Genomic DNA, 21,197 nt, shown 5'->3' with positions numbered 1-21,197 from the left:
CGCCGCCCGGGTCGGACGTATGCGACCGACCCGGGCGGCGACGGCCGCGGCTGTCTATCCGCGGCCGGCTTTGAACCGTCGGGAGCGACGGAATTGATCGACCGCTACGGCGACGGCCAGGATGATTCCGATGAAGATGTTTTGGAACAGCGGATTCACTCCGCTGGTCGCGAGACCGTTGTTGATGATTCCGAACAGGAGCGCACCCAGCGCGCTGCCGGTGATTGTTCCGATTCCTCCGAATAGGCTGGTGCCGCCGATGATGATGGCGGTCAGCACCTGGAAGGTGAGGGCGTTTCCTCCCGCGAGCGGTGATGCGGCGAAGATTCGTGAGGCCCCTAGGAGGCCGGCGAGGGCCGCAATGCCTCCGCTTGTGGCGAACAGGATGAGGTCCACCCGCTTCACCCGAATGCCATTGGCCATCGCTGCTGCCCTGTTTCCACCTGTCGCACGGACGTTGTATCCGAACGGAGTGTTTTCCAGCAGCAGGTGGAAGACGATACCGATTGCGACGGCGATGTAGATGAGGTTGGGCACGCCGAATAGGGACCCGCTTCCGATCGCGGTAAATCCGTCCGGGAACCCGAACACGTCCCGCCCTCCGGTCAGCACCACAGCAACTCCGCTGGCGACGAAGAAGGTGGCGAGTGAGGCGATCAGCGACGGAATCCCAAGGAAGACGGACATCGCTCCGGTGATGTACCCGGTGCCCGCCCCCACCAAGACGCCGGCAAGAAGCGCCAAAGGCCAGGGCACCCCATTGAGCATGAGCAGCCCCCCGCTGACGGCGCCAAGCGCGTACAGCGCGCCCACGGAGAGGTCCAGCCCCCCCGCGACGATGATGAGAGTGACAGGGCAAGCGACGATGAAATAGAGCGTTGCCGACCGCAGCACCTCGAGTGTGTTTGCGACGGTGAGGAAGGCGGGGTTGGTGAGCTGGAAGACGACGGCCAAGAGGGCGATGACCGCGACAAGTCCGAGCAGTTGCGTGTACCGGCCGAAATCGATCGTGCGTGCGCCCTTCGCGGCGGCCGGTGCGGATGTGCTGGTGGAGGTCATTGGGTTGCTCCTGTGATGAGTCCGATAATCTCTTCGCGAGTTGTCTCTGACCGCTTACGCACTCCCGCGACACGGCCCAGCCGCATCACCTGAATGCGGTCAGCAAGATCGAGCACCAGGCTCATGTCGTGGCTGACGATAATGACCGCGTTTCCCCGATCGCGGAGGGTGCTGATCATCTGGGCCGCCTGAGCGGTTTCGCGAACACCGAGCGCTGCGGTTGGCTCGTCGAGCAGCGCGATGTGGCCACCGGTACGCATGGCGCGGGCAATCGCGATGATCTGTCGTTGACCGCCGGAGAGCATCCCGATCTGGGTGCGCACGGATGACACGGTGACTTTAAGCTCGTTGAGGAATTCCCGCGACTCCCGCTCCATCCGCTTCCTGTCAGCGAAGATCCCGCGGCGAGGGATCTGCCCAAGGAACATGTTGGTCGCCACGTCCAATACCTCCACGAGAGCAAGGTCCTGGAAGACGGTCGCGATGCCGGCCTCGCGGGCGTCAGCGGCGGTGGTGAAGTGGCGTTCCCCGCCGTTGACGGTGATCTCGCCTGAGTCGGGCCGGTAGATGCCGCTGATGGTGCGGATCAGGCTCGATTTGCCGGCGCCGTTGTCGCCGACTACGGCAAGGACTTCTCCCGGGTAGGCGTCAAGGGACACATCCTGCAGGGCAGTGACGTGCCCGAATGATTTGGTGATACCCCGGAGCTGCAGCGCCGCGGTAGCTGTTGCGGTGTTCTCCATGCCCGCGACTACTTGTCTTCGAGTTCGGCGTCGAGATTGTCTGCGGTGACGAAGGTGGTTCCGGTGTCTGTGATCGCGGGAACCTCCTCACCCTTGCTGACGGCCACCGCGTAGTCGATGGACTGGGTCGCCATACCGCAGAAGTTCTGCTTGCTCGCCCCGTAGATGGTGCCCTCGCGGATTCCGGCGACGCTCTGATCGGTGAGGTCGTTGACGACACCCACAACCTTCCCGACGGCGTCCCTCTCCTTGATGGCGGTGGTGATACCAGCAACGGCGGTCCCCTCCCACGAGTACACGACGGTGGTCTCGGGGTGGGTGGTGAGCGCGCGCGAGACAACGTCGGCGGTCTGCGAGGCGTCTCCCCCGTCGAACACGGTATCGACGATGGTGACGTTGTCCGGGGCGTTGGACTTCAACGACTCGAGGATCACGTCGCCGACGCCACCGGGGCCGTTCGTCACGAGCAAGACGTTCTGCACGCCTTCTCGCTTTCCGATTTCCTCGGCGACCTGTGCGCCGTACGCGGGGTAGTCGGTACCCACCGCGAAGTTCTGCAGATCCGTGGCGTCACCGGTGTTGACAGTCCCGATGATGATGCCCGCGTCCTTCGCCCTCTGCATCAGCGGGTTGAACTGCGCCGGCTCGATAGGAACCATGATGATCGCGTCGTAGGCCTGCGTGATGGCCTGCGAAATCCGGTCCGCGGTGAAGGCGTTGTCGGGAACCATCGTGGTGGGGCCCGAGGTGTCGCCCTTGATGCCGAGCTCCTCCGAGTGCGCGGTGAAGCACTCGTCGAATTTTGCCCAGTCGGCGTACGAGGGCAGCGGGTTCGCCATGTAGATGCTCTGCAGTTCCTCGGGCGCTGCCGATGCACCGGCCTGGTCCGACGGAGTCGAACACCCGGCCAGCGTGAGCAGAGCCACGGCGCCGACGGCAGTACCGACCGCGCCCCTCCCCCGCTTCGATCCGGACAGACGCGACGCCGCGCTGCCAGCGCGGGATGGTGCTGATTCCAAGTATGACTTCATCGTCCTTCTCTTCCTTGAGGCGTTGATGCGGTGTTCAGGCGAACGACAAGGCGCTCGGCGGGTTTACACGTATAAACACCTGTACCGTAGCTTCTACACAGACAAAGCGCAACGAGGAAGGGCTCAGATGGCACGGGTAACGTCGAAGGACGTGGCACGAGCGGCTGGTGTTTCGCAGGCCACGGTGAGCTTCGTCATGAACGGACGCCACCTGAACCGCATCACAGATCAGACCCGAGACGTCGTCCTCCGAGCGGCAGGAGAACTGGGTTACGTGCCGTCAGCGTCAGGCAGAACCTTGAAAGCCGGGCGCAGCAACGTCGTGACGTGCATCGTGCCCGACATGCGTCCTTCTGAGGCTGTGGAAGTGTTCAAGCGCGCGCTAAGCGGCGCTCTCGCCGACTCCGGTTACGCATGCGTGTTCATCCACCCCACTGGGGGCCTGAACGCTGCGGATCTCTGGAAGTACCTAGAGCCGTGCGCGGTGGTCGGACTGGACAAAATCGGAACCGAGGATGCGCAGACGCTCCGGAACGGAGGAACTCCCGTTGTCGATGGTCTGCTGCTCTCAGGGGCAGCGCAGATCATCGACCAGCACAAGATCGGTGAACTTCAAGTGCGCCACCTCGCAGCACAGGGCCATCGGAGGATCGCGTATGCAGCGGTTGACGACGCAAGCGAAGACATCGTTTCGGAACAGCGCGTGAATGGCGCTCTCGATGCCGCCCGGCAGCTCGGTCTACCGGAACCCCGGATTACCCGAATGGGTTATACAGCCGCAGCCGCCAGAGATAGTGTTCGCGACCTCGTTTTTGGCGCCGAGCCCGTCACGGCGGTTGCCATCTTCAGCGACGTCCTCGCGCTTGCCTTAATTGCGGCCGCACAAGATCAATCCATCACCGTGCCGAGGGATCTTGCCGTCATTGGTGTAGACAACATCCAGCTGGCTGCGCTCTCCGTTCCGTCTCTGACCACCGTCTCGATGGACCTCTCCGGGGCCGCACAGGCGCTCGCGCGCCACCTCTCCCACCTCATTCAGACTCCTGGAGAAAGCCCACCAGCATTCCGTGCGGGCGCGCTCAACGTCATCGAGCGTCAAACGGCTTGATTCGTCGACGACCCGAGACACCCAGATGAGCAACTCTGAGACCAATTAACAATTCTGAGACGGTTTTAGTGCCGCCCCCGTGCTCAGTGTGCGCTCGCTCGGAACATTTACGGCTGGTGGTCGACGACCGAGGGCTCGTCCTCAGTGCGCCGAACCTCGGCTGTACCGGGGTCGACCTCAGAACAGACTCGGTGCAGGCTGACGTAATCTCGTTTACCGGAGATCTTCAGCGCCTCCGATCGGATCATCGCAATTCAAACCGTGCGCGTTCCGTACGCAGCATCGCGTAGGGGTTGGTGTAGCGCACGCCGATACCTATGCAGGCATCGGGAATTTTCACCCGGGTCTTGCTCGCGGGGGCGGGGACCTCGTGCGTGACTACGGCATCTCCATGGGTCAGGGCGTGCGCGATGAGGAAGTAGTCGGCGCTGTCAAGAAATGTGGCTAGCGCGGCCTGCTCGAAGCGCGGCTGGGCGGTGGCCCACTGGGCGATGGCGATGAGGGCCGGCGTGAGATCTTCATCGGATCGACGGAACATGGTGGAACGGTCACGCGCCCATTCACTGAGCTCGTCGCGCTGCGCACGCAGCTCTTCCTGGACTTTGTCGATGCTGATCGCACGGCGCAGCGCGACGGCTGCGTCGACCCAATCCCAGAAACCGGGGACGACATCGAAGCCGTAGTGCACGTTCTTCGCGGTGATGAAGACGTTCGCGTCGAGGAGATACATCACGCCACCCCCAGTCTCTGCCCGAGCTGGGTGAGGGTTGCCGCGCTCCGGAAGCCGAGCATCCGGAAGGCGTCGCGGTGGAGTGTTCGTCCTTCGAGAGTGTCTGCGATCACAGCGCGGGCGAAGCGGCGACTCATCTGGAACGGCGCGGAGTTGTAGTAGTTGCCGCCGTCGGAGGCCGTCTGCTGCTTGCGGGCGAGTACGTAGGCGAGCTCTTCTGCGTACCACTGCCGATACGTCTCCCAAGGCAGGTGGCCGAGGTCGAAGACGCGGCTGAGGGCGACGAGGGTGCTGACTCGATAGCGGGCGGCGATGCGGTCAAGTTCCTGCCTGCGATCTGCTCCGTCTGCCCATTCGGCTCGGAGGGACTCCAAGGGGACAAGTGTTTCCGCTGCGACCTTGTTGCAGAAACGCTCGTCCTCGTGTCCGGAGCGAGTTGTCATGGACGCATCGGACAACGCACTTTCGCCCATCCAGATGTGCACCAGTTCGTGCAGGAGGGTGAAGATCTGCGCTGCTTTGGTGTCCTTCCCGTTCACAAAGATCACGGGCGCGATCGGGTCGGTCAGCGCGAAGCCCCGAAACTCTCGAGGATCCAGCGGGCGACGTGTGTTGGCGCCTACGACACCGCTGATCATCACCAGCACGCCGGTCACCTCGATGAGGTCGATGAGGTCACGCAGCGCTTCAGACCAGGACCGGTACCGAGCTCGGTCCTCGAGCGTGAAGCCGATGCGGGCGGCAATGGTCGCCGCAACCTCCACGACGTCGTCGTGAACGTCGACGCTGCCGACGAAGTCGAGTGGCTCGGCTCCAAGATTGCGCTGGTGGTCGCGGTACCACTCTTGACGTTGCTCAACGAGGTAAATCTGGTCCAGAAGGTCCACAGAGGGGCGCGTGACACCGCTATCGCCGAAGGTGCGATAGTCGGGAATCGGCACGGGTTCGTTCGGCGGCTCCGGCAAAAGCAGGTAGCCGAGTGGCGCATGGGTTGCCTTCGCGAAGCTCTGCAGTTGCGCGAAAGTAGGCGCAGCGAGGCCGCGCTCCCATGCAGGGAGCGCGGGAAACTTCTGTTCAAGAGCGGCCGGATCGATCCCCGCGCGCTCCCGTGCCCAGGAGAGAACTTCGAGCTTCTCTTTCTCACGGCGGCTGCCGGAGCAACTGTGCTGGCTGTGTGGGCGGTCGTTGACGGGCGCACTCAGCTCTCCACGTTCGAAGCGGCCATTCTAATCGGGCCCGGAGTTGGGCTCGCGTTGGTGGTTTTGGCTCGTGCGTTTCGGGCGGTCTTCGAAGAGTTCGAGGATTATGTAGACGTTGCTCGCAATAACGGGAACTGACGCTACGGCGCCGTCGGGCCGATCCCCAAAAGGGGCGCCGTCCCGCTGGAATGAGTGCTCGCGTACTTGCCGCTATTCTGCACGTCCCCAGGCCGGTTTCGTATTGTCGTCGAAAGATCTACGACGAAGAAGTTACCGCTAGTCAACGGACAAGTTGAGCTGCTACAAGTTCGACGCGTAGCGAATCCTTCCAATTAAGTCCCGGGTACTCGATATAGCTCAAACCTGCAAGATCGGATGGGCGCTCAACCGACGCGTCAAGAACAACAATATTTTTGCGCCCGATCTTCCCAATGAAGTAACCGAGCTCCAAGACAACATTCTGTCGGGCGCGGTTATTCGGTTCGTTCTGCGCCGCGTGGCCCGCGACGGTTTGTCCCACGTCGTCTGGAGTGAGAAGAACAATCACGTATGAAGCGCTGGCACCCCAGTCCTCAAATTTCTCGATGATTGTCGCGCCCCGACCAGCCTCTTCAGCGAGCGAGATCGGCATGATCCCCGTTTCGCGATGAACGTAAATGCGAACTGAATTCAGCGCCATCTCATCGTGTCCGTGGACGATGAAGATAGTTCGTTCCGTTTCGTCCGGCGCCGTTGGGACTACGGGGGAGGGATTGTCTTCTTGCAAAGGTCTCGTCCCAAATGTCTGCTTAGCAGCAGCGGCGAGCGGCCCTAGAATCTGTGGCTCTCGCCACGGCGGAGTTGAGCTGCCGCCTTCAGTGGGCGCACTTGACGTAGCGGCATCGTCGAAAACGTTACGACTTTCCAGCCACTGTTCCGGAATCTCGGAAATGTCCCTCGCGGCAAGATAGTTCCGAAACAGCCTTTTTGTCCGTGAGGCGCCATTTGCGTCGATCCAACGCGGAAGATCCGGCATTGAATCCGCAAGTAGGTCCATCCTACCCCTCTCGCCTGAATCCTCATCTGGCCCCTGAGTGAGTACCCACCCCAACACCTCAAGCGCGGCATCTGGGTAGTCCGGATCGCCGAAGTCCTGTGAGCGGTATAGGCGGGAGTGGTTGGAGAGAATGTCACTCGTACCCGTTTCGCGGCCGAATTCCCGCCAGTTGTCTTGGTCCCACAACTTCGCGGCGTACGCGCCGGCGGCCAACTGCAACGGATCCATCTGCGCCATGTGGTCAGTCTAGGAGTCGAGCAGCGCGCTGGACATGTGTCTTGGTGTCATCCGAGCGAAGCTCAGCGAAGCTGCTTTGAGCATTACAGCACCCAACCGAGGCGCGGCTGCGAGACGGAGGAAGACATGGAACCAATCCGGCTCACGCGCGGGGTCCTTCGGTGCGACGGCCGCTTCGGGCCGGGCGAGGAGGACTTCGTGATCCAGATGGAGAGCCGCTCGGGCCGTTCGGGCACGGCAGTTTCGGGAGGCGAGCGAGTTTCCGGCGCTGATGTTCGAGGATCCCGAACGTGGCGCGGTGATCGGCGCGGTCACGGTCGACGGGATCGCAGATCCCGACCCGGGTACTCGGTACTCCGGACCGGTTCAGGTGTTCGAGCTCGAGCTGGGTGGCGAGAGGCAAGTGAGCTCCGAAGGACTGGATCTGATGCAGCGGCTCGCCACGGTGACGACTGGCTCGTCGGAGTCGATGAGGTGGGCGGCGGCGCAGTCCGCGGTCTGGACGCTGTTCGAAGCAGATCTACTGGGCGCTGACCGAGCGTCACGGGATGCTCGTCGGCGCGTGCGCCGTGCTTGTCGAGTCGGGTGGCATGAGTGAGGACGAGTACGAGCAGAGCATCGTCGCTCGCGCGAGACTCATCGATTCCTCCCGCTGGTCGATACCGCAGGCTTGACGTGAGACTTACTTAGCCCCACCGCTCCGTGATCGCAAGTGACCGCCGGTGACCATGTCCGTCGGTCCAATCTATACGAAATGAAACGCCAAAGAAGAAGGCGCCATCACGAAAGACCATTTTGTAAGGCGCCATGTTGCCACCAGGTATTTCGGACCAGGCGGCCGCGTCTAAGATTTGAGCATCGTCGCTCAGCGAATACAAAATCACGTCTTTTGCGGCAGATCCTTCGCTTACGTTGATAAGAAAAAAGGTTCCGTCATTCTTCGTATCCGGCCGTACGATCCACCGGGCAGGGATGAGGATTCCCCGATTGGTCTTCACGTTGTCAGCGGTCGTAATTCGGATCTTTACGATCCAGCGGAAGAAAGAAACGCATCCGCGCATTAAGAAGAGAAACACAGACTTAACGCGTCGCCAAAAAACTGCACTGAGAATTAATGCGCCAAGAGTGATGCACACCCCAACCCAGCCCGCCGGATCGGTTTCGAGGGAATCGAGAAACCAATCAGGCATGTTCGATTACTGGCGATTTTTGCGCCATATCTTCACTAATTAGATTGCCCGAGGAGGTGATGGGATTGTGGTCCAATGCTTGGTCCCGCCTACTTTCGTGGAGCTTCGTACTTTGTCAGGCGGGTGGCCCCGATAGTGGCTGCTGCGATAGATGGCACCATTACAAGGGGGTTGGCACCGTCAAGAACCAGCGTGTACGCAAGGGTTCCTGAAGCCAATCCCACAAGGAGAAGCGCAACGCTCGCGAGGTCGACTCTGCGTTGCGACCGATGCCTATGCGTCGTCGTCACCCGCCGCCCTCCGGTGGCTCGTCACTTTCAGCACTGTCCAAGTGCTTCGACTGCTGCCGTTCGTGATCGTACGATTCTCGCGAATTCTCAGATTGAAAATGTCGTCCTTTCGGATCGCGAGTCCCTCTGCCACCTTCTTGAGAAACGCGGCATCTTCTACAGCTGCTCCTCGAGTTACTTCTCTGGTCTTGACCTTCCACCTAGTAGCGTCGTCAAAATCGATGGCCGACATGCGGGCTTCTCGTTCGAAAGTCTCCTCAATCTCTTCGACGTCATCTTGTGGCTTGACTGCCTCATAGGCTGCGCGGTCGAGTATGAGTACTTCCGGAGTTTCTTGTCCGGTCGGAGTTGGTTCAAGTGCTACGTCAAGCGACGTTACTCGAGCGTCACTCAGGGGAGCCATGATTTGCCTGAGGTGCTTCTTGCGACGGCGCTTCCGCACCTTGAGTTCTTGCCAAGCCTTGGCGGGAACCTCATCAACAGTGTCGTCCTGCCAAATGATTTTGACTTGACCGTTATCGAGGTGCTCGTAATCCTTCACGTCAGCGCGAGCCGACTTCGTCGCCCAATAGATAATTGCACCGACCGTCGGAATGCCAAGAGCCCCGGACGTGTCTGACACAGCGGCCACCGAATCGGACACAACTCGAACGACCTCAATGAGAAAGGATCCCTCCTGCGCCGGGCGAACCAAGATCTCCGAGCCAGCAGGGCCGTCTGCGTCAAAGACTCCAGCTTTGTCAAAATCGCTCGTCAGTCCAACGATTCCCTGCAGAACCTCCGCAACGTGAGACGCTCGCAACTCGTGCAATTTGTCGCCGTTGGCCTCCTCTCCGTCGAAGCGAAGAGTCAAGGAGTCGGCGACCGTGCCGGCGGAGTTCAAGGGCATAGTACGAGAATCTACAGCGGCGATGTCTCGTCAGCAGAACCGTCACGAGCGGCCCCGAGCCGCGCTCATGCCCAGATGACGGCGACAGCGCATCGGTGGCTGTCTCCTCAGTGGACGAGGGCGTCCGCAAACGATCGTTTACGAGCGCCCGTTGACGCGTCGACGGAGTGAGGTTGGAATCCGCGAGTTTTCTCGGCCGGTCGACCCCGGCCACGTGCTCGAAACTCGTGGCCGAAATCAAATCAGCCGCAACCGCCCTCGTGACGTTTCCGAGCAGTACCGTTCCGGGGTGACCTCTCACCTACTCACCGCCGCCGACCAGGCGCACGCGTCGCTCCCAGTCGAGCTCGCTGCGGTCTCCTCCGGTGTCGAGCTCGAGGGTGCGGTGAGCTGATGGCGATCGTCGGCTACACCCGCGTCTCGACACTGGATCAGAATCTGCACTCGCAGATCGACGCGCTCTCCTCGGCCGGCGCCGTGAAGACCTTCAGCGACAAGCTCACCGGGAAGAACGCGAACCGGCCTGGCCTCACTGCGTGCCTCGAGTTCCTCCGCGACGACGCTGGCGACGTTCTGCTCGTCTACAGCACGGACCGCCTCGGCCGGTCGATGTCTGACGTCGTCTCGATCGTCGGTCAGCTGCAGCGCCGCGGCATCCAGTTCCGCTCCCTCACCGAACCGTTCAACACCACGACCGCCGGCGGAGAGCTCTTCTTCCACATCTGCGCCGCCTTCGCGCAGATGAACGGCCGCATCATCTCCGAACGCACCCAAGCCGGCCTCGCCGCTGCGCGCGCTCGAGGACGTCACGGCGGACGTCCGACCGTGGTGACTCCGGAGCGTCTGGCGGCCGCCCTGCAGATGCGAGTGTCGACTCCTCCGACGCCCTGGGCGACGATCGGTTCCACGCTCGGTGTCGGCGCCTCGACGATCCGGCGAGCGGTCGAGAATGCCTCATCGGGCGCGGCCGGCGCTGACGGTCGCTCGTGACATCGTCGGAGCGAATCGAGGACTACCGGGTCCGGCTGCGCTCTCTCATCTGGGCGGCGCAGCTTTTGCGAGAGCTCAGCCACACGAAGGACGAAGGCGCCGTCCTCGTCGCGGTCAACTGGGCGCTCGATGCCGTCTACGACCTCTCCGAGGCCTACTGGATCCTCACCGGTCCGAAGAGGCCATCGCTGGCGCTGCAGGACGACCACCTGGCGTCCTTGACCCCGACCGCCGGTGAGAAGGTCGGCGGGCTCCTCGCCGTGCGCGGCGCGATGACCCACCAGTTACTCCGATCGAGCATCCTCAGCCCGTTGCGGGACCTGCCGTACGACTTCGCGAAGCTCACCGACTGGGTCTGGGCGGAGCAGTCCTGGCGGATCGACCCGCCCCTTCGGCGGCGGGTGGGCTGGTACGTCGAGCACGTCAGCCGGCGGCCGCTGTGGCACGCCTTCGACGAAGCGCACCTCTGGTTCGTCGCCAACTCCCCCATCCTCTTGCCGACCATCGATCCGAAACAGATCGACGGATGGGTCCACGGTGTCTCCCCGAGGCTCGAGGAATCCGATGACGCCTCGGGCGAACCGGAGATGCAGGGGATCTGACTCTCACGGCATCTTGCCCGCGCCGGAGAAAGTGAGTTACACTTAAGCCAAAGTGTGTTACACTTTTCCACATGGCGATCAGATGGGCGAAGTCGGCAGACAAACACGGGATCGACCACGACGATGCGACGAACGCGATCTTGAACTACGTGTACCGCCTGGAGGAGTTCGAAGAGCCGCGAATCGGGAACCGGCGGCCGGACCTGTTCATCGGACCGATGCGGGATCGGACGCAGCTGCTTGAGGTGGTCGCCCTGATCACTCCCCCGGCAGACATCTTCATCTTCCACGTCATGATCGCCCGCAGGAAAATGCTCGACATTGCAGAGAGGAACGCGAAATGACCGCCGAGAACATCACCGCAGCCGAAGACGACGCTGCCGCCCGCGCCAGCGAGCGGTACGAGCAAGCTTCCGCGCCGACGGGCGGCGCGTGGACCCGAGCCGAGGGCAACGAAGCAGGACGCGCCCTCCTCGAGGCCGCCCTCGGAGGCGCAGACGCAGTCGACATGGCGATCGGCCGCCCCCGGGCCGGATCCGGAAAGAAGGGCATCACCCCTACCCGCTCGGTTCGCTGGGGAGTCGAGCGGATCCGTCGAGGTGAAGCGCAGGCCGCAACGGAGGGCATCGAGTTCAGCGCCCTTGCACGACGTGCGCTGGACGAGTACCTCGAGCGCCACACCGCATAGCGAGCGAGGGCCGCTCCTGCCGCAGCCGCGCACCACGTTCGCGGACGCGACGCTCATCCGGCTGACAGAACTTCCGTGCTGGAAGGCGTGCGGCTTGATGGCCGCACGCCTTCCAGGTTGTTACCTAGACGCGGATGGTCCGGCGGCAGTTGCCGCAAGACATCAGTCCGTGACGAGTAACCGTCACTCCGTAGAAGGTGTGCTTGCAGTGCGGGCACGTCAGTGTCGGGATTCTCATTTTCATGTTTCCGACCGGGACGCCCCGACCTGCCGTCTTCGCCCCATAGGTGGACGAGTCGTGCAGGTCGGGTAGAATCGAGGAGTTCCGCCAAGAACCCTGACCCCGTGCGACCGGTCCGACCTTCGAGTCGGCACTGTGCCGCTCGGGGTCGTTTCGTTAACCAGGATACCAGAGCACTCCTCTCCGCGAGGCTCTGTAACGGGGCTAGATCGATTATCTAAAACCGTGTGAAATCCGACCTCGGAATGGTACAGAAACGGCGCCACAGGGGCGCCTGTGGCCGCGTATGGCTAGTTTTCGGTCAAGAGTGGACCTCTAACCGGTACACGTTACGCCTACCAGAAAAAGTGTTCGAAAGTAGTCCTAAGTGGTTCGAACACTGCTCCGAGTGGAGGCGCAGGAGACGGTCGAACCCGAGCAGAGCGTCTTCGTCTGCGACTTGCGGCCGTGCGAGATCCCCGGGGACGAGTGACGAGCTCGTTGGTCCGCAGGCGGAAGTCCTCGACCCGCCACGTCTACTGGATACCGGAGTCCACCATCGACCTCGAGACGACGGGAGGCGTCCTCAAGACCTACTAAGCGCTGCTCAACGAGGGCACCGCCGCCGACCAGGCCGCCCTCCTGAACCGTGAGCGGCTCCTCACGGTCTGGCCCGTCCTGACCGCGTACGACTCCTGTGGGAGAACCGCTTCCCCGAACTCCTCGGGACTCGTGGTGGCGCCCGAGTACGCTAGACGAAGCTGAGGAGAGGTCACGAGATGAAGTTCCGAGGTGACCTGCTCTCGATCAGCGCGCTACTCGCGCTTCCCGTTGATCGCTCGACCTCGAGTGGTGAGCACTTCGGTCCTCGAGTTCTGCACAGCGCCGCGGGCAATGCGCGGCGGGCGGCCCAGCTCATCGCCGAGGGCGAGCCGTTCGACCCTGCGTGGCGGTTCGGGATTCTGCAGACCCTCGACGACTACACCTCGACCGCGAAGCGTGGCGGTGCGGCCCTCGCGTCCTCGGTGTTCTCCGAGGAGCCGGCGCCGACCGGCGCGGCCGAGCTCGACGCCGCCTTCGCCGCTCTGGCTGATCACCTCGCCGAACGTGACGGGTGGAGGGTGCCCTCGTGGGCTCTGGACCCGACCCGGCGCGTGCTCTCCTGGTACCCGGCCGTGCCGAGCCTCTTCCGCGAGGAGGCTGATCGGGACAGCCCCCGCGCGTTCCGCACTCGCGGGATCCTGATTACGAAGCGATCCCTGGCGCGGGCATGACCCGCGACGGCGAACTCGACGCACCTCAGCTGCGCGCGCTCTTCCAGGAGCTGTCCGACCGCCTCGAGGAGCGTGGCCAGCAGGCGCGCTTCGACGTCTGGGCGGCGATCATCCGACGAGCGCTCACCCACACGGAGGAACACCGGCGAGGACTGTCGTGGTGATCGCCGACCGCTTCTGGCCACGCGTCGTGAAGGGGCCAGCACCCGAGGACTGCTGGATCTGGACGGGCGCCATCGGTGACGACGGCTACGGCCGCTTCTGGACCCGCCGTCCAGACGGAGGACAGCAGGTGCTCCGTCCGCAGCGATACGCGTTCGAGCAGATCACCGGGCTCGTCCTCGAGCGTGACGTGATGCTGCTGCACTGGTGCGATGTGCCGCTGTGTGTGCACGCCGACGTCGACTCGGCGACCTCGCACCTGCGCGAGGGCGATGCGCGTGCCAACATGATCGACCGCACCCAGCGCGGTCGGTACGCCGGTCCCACCACCACCCTGACCTCGGTCGGTACTGCTCGACGCGAGCGTGCCGCACGCTCGCGAGCGCTGCGAGCGTTCGTGCTCGAGTGCGGCTACGACGCAGCGGGAATGCGGAAGGTCCTCGCCGGCATCGACGAGGACCTCCCCACGCTCTTCTGAGCCGCGACGGTCAGCGGCCGCTGGTGAACTCGCCGCGAGCGATCCGCGCGTTCAGATCCTGCAGGACCCTTTCGATGTAGGGCCACCGCCCGTAACGGGTGAGCGCGAGAGCCGGGACGCCAGCGGTGCGCATCTCGCGGCTTCTCAGCACGATCCCGTTCTCTGCGTACATCGCACTGCCGTCGTCCCACGTCATGTGCGGTCCGATCACAGCGTTCGCTTCGCCCTCAGACATCACGACCTCGAGCTCCTCGCATTCGAGGATCACGGCTGACCGTGCGCACCACGACACTCCACGGCCTCGAAAGTCCGGATCTTCGTGGATCTCGCCGATCGGCTCGACGCGATACAGGGCGCCCCTGAGGGGACGCGTTGCGCCGGGCGCGCTCGCGTCCATGAAGTTCGCGAACGCGCGAGCGAACTTGCGATCGCTCGCGAAGTAGACCCGATCGGACCGTGTTGGGTCGGGCAGAGACCCGGTTCTCGAGGTCATGTGAGGTGCGTTCGCCCCGCGCAGGTCGTTGTCGAGATCGTCGAAGCAGAGAAGGCGCTCCCCCGCCTTTAGGCCGGGGATCCCTCCGTGCCAGAACGTGCGCAGCTGAAGATCTCGCTGCTCCTCTCTGTCTACCCGACGACGCGCTTTCAGCGCACTCGACCTACCCATCTACGAGACCTCCTCCAGCGCGACGTCGAACACAACCTCTGGTTCCGGCGGAGTGCTGTCGGTGCGTCGTGTCACGCCGCCCACTCTGCACTCTCCTTGCTGTCGTGCGTCGAGTCGTTCTTCGGCTCGCCGTGCGGCTCGGTCGAGGGTGTTTCCGCGTCCAGCGTCCCAGCCTCGGGGAGTTCCGCGGGCTCACTGCCGGCGTCCTCGCGTGCCGCCCGGAGGGCGGCGCGCACCATGCTGACGGTGAGGTCGAGTCGTTCGGCGATCTCTGATGCCGACACATCCAGGGCGGCCATGCCGGCGATCGCGGCGTTCAGGTCCGCGCGCTCGGAGGCGGCCTTGTCGGCGGCGCGCTCGCGCAGCTTGACGATGGTCTCCTCGAGATCCGAGTTGATCGTGTCGATCCGGTCAGAGGCGGTGAAGTAGTCCACCGCGAGGGTCTCGAGCTTCGCTTCCCGGTCGCGGAACGCGGCAGCGCGCTCGCGCGCCTTCGCCTTCGCGTCTACTGCGCCGGCGCTCTTCGTAAGTGCCATGAGGCCAATTCCTTCCACACCAAATACCGAACGCCCGCCCTGCGTCGGAGGCGTGTGAAGTTGACCTGGCAGCACGGTAGCAGCGCCCGCCTCGCTCCCCTCGTTGCGCGCCCGGCGTATCTGTCTGTCGTGCCGGCGGGCTGATCCGTGCATCGAGTCCTAGCGTGTGGTGCGGAGCAGTCGGGCGGTTCTCTCGTGCCACGCGAAGTACCTCGCGGTCGTGTCGTTGTGCGCGAGCGCGCGACGGCCGTCGAGTCGCGCGGCGGCTGTAGGGGCCTGCGGCGCGGTGTGGATGTGGCCGGAATCGTTGACGGTGATGTAGCCGAGCTCGTAGAGCGCATCGCACCCGAGAGTGCAGGCGGCCATGACGACGCTGGGGTCGTTTCTCTCCTCGTTCGAGCAGTCGGCGCGACGCTTGATGTGCGCGGCGTGCAGCAGGTCGACCGGGAGGGAGTCTCCACAGAGAGCGCAGCGACTGGTTCGTGCGTCGCCGAACAGCGACCGGCGCAGGCCCGTCTGCTCGCGGCGGAAGGTCGCGGTCGTGCGCCCGTCGGTCTCGCGAATCCAAGCCAGCTCGGTACCGCCGTCGACGGCGTCGTCCGCGTCATCGTCCGCCTCCGAACGTGAGTCGAGTACCCCTGCACTTCGGAGAACGAGATCCACGAGAGGCGCGTCGATCTGGAAGACGTACCCGCGCTGCACGGTCCCGAGTTGAGTGAAGGGCGATCCGGTTCCCGATGCCCCCTGCCTCTGCTCCGCAGGGATCGCGGAGAGCGGCACGGGACGTTCGAGTTCGTCGTAGTCGACGAGGACCTGACGGCCCAGGTCAGCGGGCGATCCTCCGACGAACCCCGGCGGACGGAGGACGCCCTGAGCGCGCGCCAGCGCGACGCTCGTGCCCACGATCCAGCCTCCGGCGTAGTGCAGCAGCAGGTCGTCTGGCTCGACTCGGCCGAGCGTCTCCCAGTGCGGCTGCCTCCCGCCGCGCGCGTCCTGATCCGGCGCCCACAGCAGGCTCATCATCGCGCCCCGACGGCGCGTGAGCCCCTGGTTCACCCACCAGTAGCCGGTCCCGCGTTCGCTCATGCCCCGAGGGTAGACACACGCCACGCTCCTCGCGCCGACCTAACGCCCACACCTCGGCCGAGTCGAGCGGTCCGGTGTCTCCGACGGTAGCAGCCGCCCTCACGGCGGACGCGCTACACGCGAGGGAGCAGCCTGCGGCTGCGCTGTCTGCTCGGTCCGCACCTGGTCGGTGCGGGCCTCGCGGGTGCGGCCCCACTCGTGTCCGGCCGTGGACGGCGTCCGCTTCGCTCCCCCGCCCACCGCCGGCCTCTCGTTCCTGGCCGCACCGAAGACGCCCGCGCTCTCTTCGTTCGCTCTGGTGGGCGTCTTCTCCGCGCGAAACCTGCGGTTTCGGCCAGACCCCGCTTTCTCGTTCCTCGTGCGCTCGTTCCCTCATTCTTCGGTCACTGGGTCGTCACACCTCTTGCATCTTTGACCTTCCCGGTACTCTTCAAAGGTGATGACTCTTCACAAACTGTCCGCGGGGGACGGCTACACCTACTACACGAGTGAGGTGGCGACCGCTGACGTGCGCCGAGACGCGGATCGCGAGCTCGGCGACTACTACACCGCCGACGGGAATCCCGCGGGCGTCTGGATGGGCGCCGGACTCGCCGGACTCGGCGAGACCGTCATCGCCCGGGATGCGGAGGGCCGGCCGATCTTCGCCGCCGACGCCGCCCGCGCCGTGCGCGGGGAGGTCACCGAGGCGCAGATGAAGGCCCTCTACGGGGAGGGGCTGCACCCGAACGCTGACGCCCTGCTGAATGCGGGAGCGTCGCACCGGTCGGTGAAGTTGGGGGCGTCGTACTACCGCTACGACGTGAAGGACGACGGTCTCGGCGCACGGATCCGTGACGGCTACGAGGCGTTCACGCGCATCCACCACCGGGAGCCGGACGCTGATGAGCGTCGACGGATCCGGGTGCGCGAGGGTGCGATCGCCTTCCGTGACGCGAAGGGCCGGGACGCTGTCGACAAGGAGGAGCTGGGCCGGTTCATCACCGCCGCGCAGCGCCCGCAGCAGCAGGCCGTCGCGGGCTACGACCTGGTGTTCTCGCCCGCGAAGTCGGTGTCGGTCCTGTGGGCGCTAGGTGATGACGAGACCCGCCGGCAGGTCGAGCAGGCGCACGAGGACGCGATCGCCGCGGCCGTCGGGTACCTCGAGGAGACGGCGATAACGACGCGGACCGGACGTGACGGGGTCGCTCAGGAGGACGTGCGCGGGGGCCTGGTCGCGTCCCGGTTCAGGCACTACGACTCCCGCACCGGAGACCCGCAGCTGCACGATCACGTCGTCGTGTCGAACAAGGTGCAGGGCGTCGACGGGAAGTGGCGGGCGATCGACGGGGCGCTGCTGCACAAGCAGGCGGTGGCGGCGTCGGAGTTCTACAACCAGCAGGTCATGGCCGCTCTGCGGGATCGTCTCGGAGTCGCGGTCGAGGCGCGGCAGGTCGCGGAGGGACGCCGCCCGGTGATGGAGATCGCGGGCGTGGACACGGAGCTGATGACCGCGTTCTCCTCCCGCTCCGCGTCGATCCGGGAGACGACCAAGCGCCTCGAGAAGGAGTACCGGCAGCAGCACGGCCACGAACCGGACGCCGCGACCCGAGTGAAGATCGCGCAGCAGGCGACCCTGGACACCCGGCCCGCGAAGGAGCACGCCCGCTCCCTCGAAGCGCTCCGCGCCGACTGGCGGCAGCAGGCGATCACCGTGTCCGGGAAGGACGCCGTCGACGGGATGCTCCACACCGCCCGCGCCCGGGCGGACGACCTCCGCACTGCGCAGGCGCCCTCGCGGATCCGCGTCGAGGACGCGGCCGCCGCGGTCCTGCAGACGGTGTCCGAGCATCACACCACCTGGGGTGCGCACACGGTCGACGCGGAGGCGCGCCGGTGGGTGCAGCACCACCACGCGAACACTCCGGTCGACGAAGCGACCATCCGGGCGATCGCGGATCTCGCGCTCCGCGACAGCATCGCCCTGACTCCGGCGAGCCCGCATGCGACGTTCGCGCCCCTCACCCGAGCCGACGGGACGTCGATCTACGAGCACCGCGGCCGCGCGGTATTCACCTCCCGCCGCATCCTCGACGCCGAGGACGCCCTCCTCGCCGCCGCCCGACACCACGGCACCCCCACCGTCACGGACGCCCACTTCGCGGCCGCGATGGCCACCGACGGCGCGAGCCTGGACGCGGCGCAGACGCGACTCGCCGAGGCATTCGCGACGTCCGAGCGGCGCCTTCTCGTCGGAGTCGGACCCGCCGGCGCAGGCAAGACCACGGCGCTGCGAGTGGCCGCGCGCGCCGTCGAGAACGCCGGCGGCCGCATGATCGGACTCGCCCCCTCCGCGGCCGCCGCCGGAGTCCTCGGCGAAAGCCTCGGGATCCCGACGTCCACCCTGCACAAGTTCCTCCTCACCGGCGAGGTCCGCGAAGGAGACGTGATCGTCGTCGACGAGGCGGGCATGGCCGGCACCGACCGGCTCGCGCAGATCGTCGCCCTCGCCGCAGATCGCGGCGCCGTCGTGCGCCTGATCGGAGACGACCGTCAGCTCGGCGCCGTCGAGGCCGGCGGCGCGCTGCGCCTGATCCAACGCGAGGTCGGCGCCGTCGAGCTCGAGGACGTCTACCGCTTCCAGACCCGCCACCCCGACGGCACCACCACCCTGAACACCGCAGAAGCCGACGCGTCCCTGCTGCTGCGCGACGGCGCCCCGGAGGCGCGACCGTTCGAGTGGTACCAGCAGGAGGGACGCATCACAGTCGGGTCGGCCGAGTCGATGGTCGACGCCGTCTACGAGGCGTGGCAGCACGACGTCGACAAGGGGGCGACGTCGCTGATGATCGCGGACGACAACGCGACCGTCGCGGATCTCTCCGCCCGCGCGCAGGCCTACCGGATCGCGACCGGTCAGGTCACCGGACGCCGGGCCGCGCCGCTTCGCGATGGGCTCTCCGCACACGTCGGCGACGTCATCGTGACCCGCAAGAACACCACCGAGCTCCGCTACAACAAGGGCCGCGACCGAGTCCTCAACAACGACGTGTGGAACGTCCTCACCGTCAGCCGCGACGGATCCGTGCTCGCCGAGCACGCCGGCAACGGCGGCCGCGTCACCCTCCCCAAGAGCTACCTCACCGCGCACACGCAGCTCGGCTACGCCTCCACCGTGCATCGCTCCCAGGGCATGACCGTCGACACCGCGCACTCCCTCGCCGGCGCCACCACGAAGCGCGAGCACGCCTACGTCGGCCTCACCCGCGGCCGGTACGAGAACCGCCTCTACGTCGCCGTCGAGGACGCCGAGCACATCGACGACGCCCTCGCCCGCATCGCCGGCAACATCGACCGCACCCTCTCCGCCACCGAGACCATCCGGCAGGAACAGGACCGAGTCGGCTCCCTCCCCCAGGCGCTGAGCGAGTACGCCGACGTCGCCGAGCGCGCCGACGACCTCCGCTTCGAGGCCGCCGCAGCCGACATCCTCGGCACCGCGACCACCGACGAGCTACGTCTCAGCACCTCCTGGCCGAGCATCCGTACAGCCCTGCAGGACGCCGAACGCGACGGGATCAGCTCGACGAAGGCCCTCACGAACGCGTGGAACGACGGCGACCTCGGCGAGATACCACCGGAGGACCCCGCCGCGTTCCTCGCCGCCCGGATCCGCAACAACACCGCCCGCGCCCACACTCTCCCTGCCGATCGGCCCCTCGCCGGCCTCGACGACGACGCCCTGCAGAAGGCCCTCGACCGCGCCCGAACCGACCGGGAAAACGCCGAGCGCGCCCTCGCCCAGCACTCCCCCGCGACCCCGTCGACCTGGACGCAACGCCGCCACGGACACCTCACCGACACCGCCATCGCCGAGCGCATCGCCCAACGCCGAGCCGACATGGCCAACCCCGACCTCTACCTGGACCGCGACCTCGTCCGCTCGCGAGCGCGCGAGATCCTCACGCTGCGCGAAGAAGCACGTCTGCGCCAGACGATGCCGGCGAGCCAGCGCATCTGCGAGAACCTCGACCGCGGCCCCCGCAGCCAGCGCCCCGCCCCCGCCGACGTCGACAGCGCCCGGCCCGCACGTGCGCTCTCCGATCGGCTCTGGCAGGCGCGGACCGTGGAGAACAAGCTCGCGGCGGAAGCTCGCGCCCGCCGCTTCCAACCCGACCAAGCGCCCACTTCCAGGACGACGTCGGCCGTCCCCGACTGGGCGGCCCCCGCCGCAGCCCTCGCCGACAGCCGACTCCCCGAGCCGTGGCGTCAGCACCTCGCTGAACGGCACCAGCAGATCGCTCTGCAGCTCGAGCAGCAGCGCGCTCAGCACATCAACGAGCCGCCCGCTTGGACCCGCGAGCACCTCCCCCGGCCCGACGTCGGCCCGCGCGTCCAACGCGCCTGGGCCAGCCTCGTCGTCGACGTCGAGACCTACCGCGCGACCCACCAGATTTCCGACGCGGAGACCACCCCGATCCCCGAGCGGCACGCCGCCGATCCCGTCGCCGCGCGGCTTCGAGAGCGCCTCGCCCACGACGGCCAGGTGTACCGTCGCCACCATCAGGCCCCGCAGGCGAGGACCGCTCGAGCAGGGCGCGCGGCTGATCGGCTCCCGGCGCTGCCGGACCCGGTAGTGCGCAAGGCCGCTGCCGATCGCGGCGATCGGCAACTACGTCAGAGCGCGCTCACTCGAACGAGCGAGCAGTCGCACGCTCCGACGCCGCCTCGACATACCGTCAGCCGTGGTCCTCGGCGGACACGAGATCTCGAACCGGGCCTGCTCCCGAGCTCAGCCGACCTGCGCGCGGAGCGGGACGAGCTGCAGGCGGGGCGCGGCCACCAACTGCAGTGACCCGTCGACAGTCGTCTAGGCGAAAATGAGAAAGAGGGACCCTGGTGAGGGTCCCTCTTTCGATTCGTCTGTCTGCGAGAAGGGGCCGAAGCCAGCAACTCCCGCAACTCGTGGGAGGACTCTCGCTGTCATCTGTAGTGATCCGTGTCGG

The 21,197-nt window shown here is 65.5% G+C and carries 20 protein-coding genes; 9 read left to right on the top strand and 11 right to left on the bottom strand.

Translation table 11 applies throughout. The features are described 5' to 3' along the window. Positions 1–54 precede the first annotated feature (54 nt). From ASF48_RS17810 to ASF48_RS17800, 3 genes are read right to left on the bottom strand one after another with little or no spacing between them, the layout of a single operon-like run. Positions 55–1,059 carry an ABC transporter permease gene (locus ASF48_RS17810; protein WP_055794583.1) on the bottom strand — a complete coding sequence of 335 codons (1,005 nt, stop codon included), beginning with the start codon at positions 1,057–1,059 and terminating at the stop codon, positions 55–57. Then, positions 1,056–1,802: an ATP-binding cassette domain-containing protein gene (locus ASF48_RS17805; RefSeq protein WP_055794581.1), complete on the bottom strand. Its 747-nt coding sequence runs from the start codon at positions 1,800–1,802 to the stop codon at positions 1,056–1,058. The genes ASF48_RS17810 and ASF48_RS17805 overlap by 4 nt, the downstream gene beginning before the upstream one ends. An 8-nt stretch (positions 1,803–1,810) precedes the next feature. Further along, entirely contained in the window at positions 1,811–2,728 is a 918-nt protein-coding gene (locus ASF48_RS17800) for a sugar ABC transporter substrate-binding protein (RefSeq protein WP_055794579.1), read from the bottom strand. A gap of 232 nt (positions 2,729–2,960) precedes the next feature. Here ASF48_RS17800 and ASF48_RS19165 point away from each other — a divergent pair, with 232 nt between their 5' ends. Then, positions 2,961–3,941: a LacI family DNA-binding transcriptional regulator gene (locus ASF48_RS19165; protein ID WP_162238051.1), complete on the top strand. Its 981-nt coding sequence runs from the start codon at positions 2,961–2,963 to the stop codon at positions 3,939–3,941. A gap of 244 nt (positions 3,942–4,185) precedes the next feature. On the opposite strand, the gene ASF48_RS17790 is transcribed toward ASF48_RS19165, so the two are convergent. The 5 genes from ASF48_RS17790 to ASF48_RS19155 all read right to left on the bottom strand — a co-directional run bounded on the left by ASF48_RS17790 (position 4,186) and on the right by ASF48_RS19155 (position 9,512). After that, a complete protein-coding gene (locus tag ASF48_RS17790) occupies positions 4,186–4,671 on the bottom strand; it encodes a DUF4411 family protein (protein ID WP_235577281.1) in 486 nt (161 codons plus the stop codon). After that, complete coding sequence (locus ASF48_RS17785) at positions 4,671–5,612, bottom strand: ImmA/IrrE family metallo-endopeptidase (protein ID WP_235577280.1); 942 nt, start codon at positions 5,610–5,612, stop codon at positions 4,671–4,673. The genes ASF48_RS17790 and ASF48_RS17785 overlap by 1 nt, the downstream gene beginning before the upstream one ends. A 538-nt stretch (positions 5,613–6,150) precedes the next feature. Beyond that, complete coding sequence (locus ASF48_RS19160) at positions 6,151–7,143, bottom strand: TIR domain-containing protein (RefSeq protein ID WP_082481734.1); 993 nt, start codon at positions 7,141–7,143, stop codon at positions 6,151–6,153. Positions 7,144–7,829: 686 nt separating this feature from the next. Continuing rightward, positions 7,830–8,333 carry a hypothetical protein gene (locus ASF48_RS19560; RefSeq protein ID WP_157603239.1) on the bottom strand — a complete coding sequence of 168 codons (504 nt, stop codon included), beginning with the start codon at positions 8,331–8,333 and terminating at the stop codon, positions 7,830–7,832. Positions 8,334–8,606: 273 nt separating this feature from the next. Further along, positions 8,607–9,512 (bottom strand): hypothetical protein, encoded by a 906-nt coding sequence (locus ASF48_RS19155; RefSeq protein ID WP_082481731.1) that lies wholly within the window; start codon positions 9,510–9,512, stop codon positions 8,607–8,609. A 393-nt stretch (positions 9,513–9,905) separates the two neighbouring features. On the opposite strand from ASF48_RS19155, the gene ASF48_RS17780 reads away from it, so the two are divergent. From ASF48_RS17780 to ASF48_RS17755, 7 genes are all read left to right on the top strand, one after another. Continuing rightward, a complete protein-coding gene (locus ASF48_RS17780; protein WP_055794571.1) occupies positions 9,906–10,502 on the top strand; it encodes a recombinase family protein in 597 nt (198 codons plus the stop codon). Further along, positions 10,499–11,104 (top strand): hypothetical protein, encoded by a 606-nt coding sequence (locus ASF48_RS17775; RefSeq protein WP_055794570.1) that lies wholly within the window; start codon positions 10,499–10,501, stop codon positions 11,102–11,104. Before ASF48_RS17780 ends, ASF48_RS17775 begins: the two co-directional genes overlap by 4 nt. A gap of 71 nt (positions 11,105–11,175) precedes the next feature. Further along, a complete protein-coding gene (locus ASF48_RS17770; RefSeq protein ID WP_055794568.1) occupies positions 11,176–11,448 on the top strand; it encodes a hypothetical protein in 273 nt (90 codons plus the stop codon). Further along, positions 11,445–11,792, top strand: coding sequence for a hypothetical protein (locus tag ASF48_RS17765; protein ID WP_055794566.1), 348 nt, complete (start codon positions 11,445–11,447; stop codon positions 11,790–11,792). The genes ASF48_RS17770 and ASF48_RS17765 overlap by 4 nt, the downstream gene beginning before the upstream one ends. Before the next feature lie 999 nt (positions 11,793–12,791). Then, positions 12,792–13,286: a hypothetical protein gene (locus ASF48_RS17760; protein ID WP_055794564.1), complete on the top strand. Its 495-nt coding sequence runs from the start codon at positions 12,792–12,794 to the stop codon at positions 13,284–13,286. Beyond that, positions 13,283–13,450, top strand: coding sequence for a hypothetical protein (locus ASF48_RS19555; protein WP_157603238.1), 168 nt, complete (start codon positions 13,283–13,285; stop codon positions 13,448–13,450). Before ASF48_RS17760 ends, ASF48_RS19555 begins: the two co-directional genes overlap by 4 nt. Beyond that, positions 13,444–13,926, top strand: a complete 483-nt coding sequence (locus ASF48_RS17755) for a hypothetical protein (protein WP_055794562.1) — start codon at positions 13,444–13,446, stop codon at positions 13,924–13,926. The genes ASF48_RS19555 and ASF48_RS17755 overlap by 7 nt, the downstream gene beginning before the upstream one ends. 10 nt (positions 13,927–13,936) lie before the next feature. Here ASF48_RS17755 and ASF48_RS17750 read toward each other — a convergent pair whose 3' ends face one another. The 3 genes from ASF48_RS17750 to ASF48_RS17740 form a co-directional block, all read right to left on the bottom strand. Beyond that, positions 13,937–14,419, bottom strand: a complete 483-nt coding sequence (locus ASF48_RS17750; RefSeq protein WP_157603237.1) for a hypothetical protein — start codon at positions 14,417–14,419, stop codon at positions 13,937–13,939. Between the two features lie 242 nt (positions 14,420–14,661). Beyond that, positions 14,662–15,279, bottom strand: a complete 618-nt coding sequence (locus ASF48_RS17745) for a hypothetical protein (RefSeq protein WP_157603236.1) — start codon at positions 15,277–15,279, stop codon at positions 14,662–14,664. A gap of 6 nt (positions 15,280–15,285) precedes the next feature. Continuing rightward, the gene (locus ASF48_RS17740; protein WP_055794556.1) at positions 15,286–16,212 is read right to left on the bottom strand and encodes an HNH endonuclease; all 927 of its coding nucleotides are present in this window, start codon (positions 16,210–16,212) and stop codon (positions 15,286–15,288) included. A 439-nt stretch (positions 16,213–16,651) separates the two neighbouring features. Here ASF48_RS17740 and mobF point away from each other — a divergent pair, with 439 nt between their 5' ends. Further along, on the top strand, positions 16,652–21,046 hold the full coding sequence (mobF, locus tag ASF48_RS17735; protein ID WP_082481728.1) for a MobF family relaxase: 4,395 nt from the start codon (positions 16,652–16,654) through the stop codon (positions 21,044–21,046). Positions 21,047–21,197: the final 151 nt, after the last annotated feature.

Origin of the sequence: Rathayibacter sp. Leaf299 (genome assembly GCF_001423055.1) — a bacterium.
GTDB classification, from domain to species: Bacteria; Actinomycetota; Actinomycetes; order Actinomycetales; family Microbacteriaceae; genus Rathayibacter; species Rathayibacter caricis.
The sequence above is the reverse complement of the archived record's forward strand: the minus strand, read 5'-3'. Positions and strand labels throughout refer to the sequence as shown.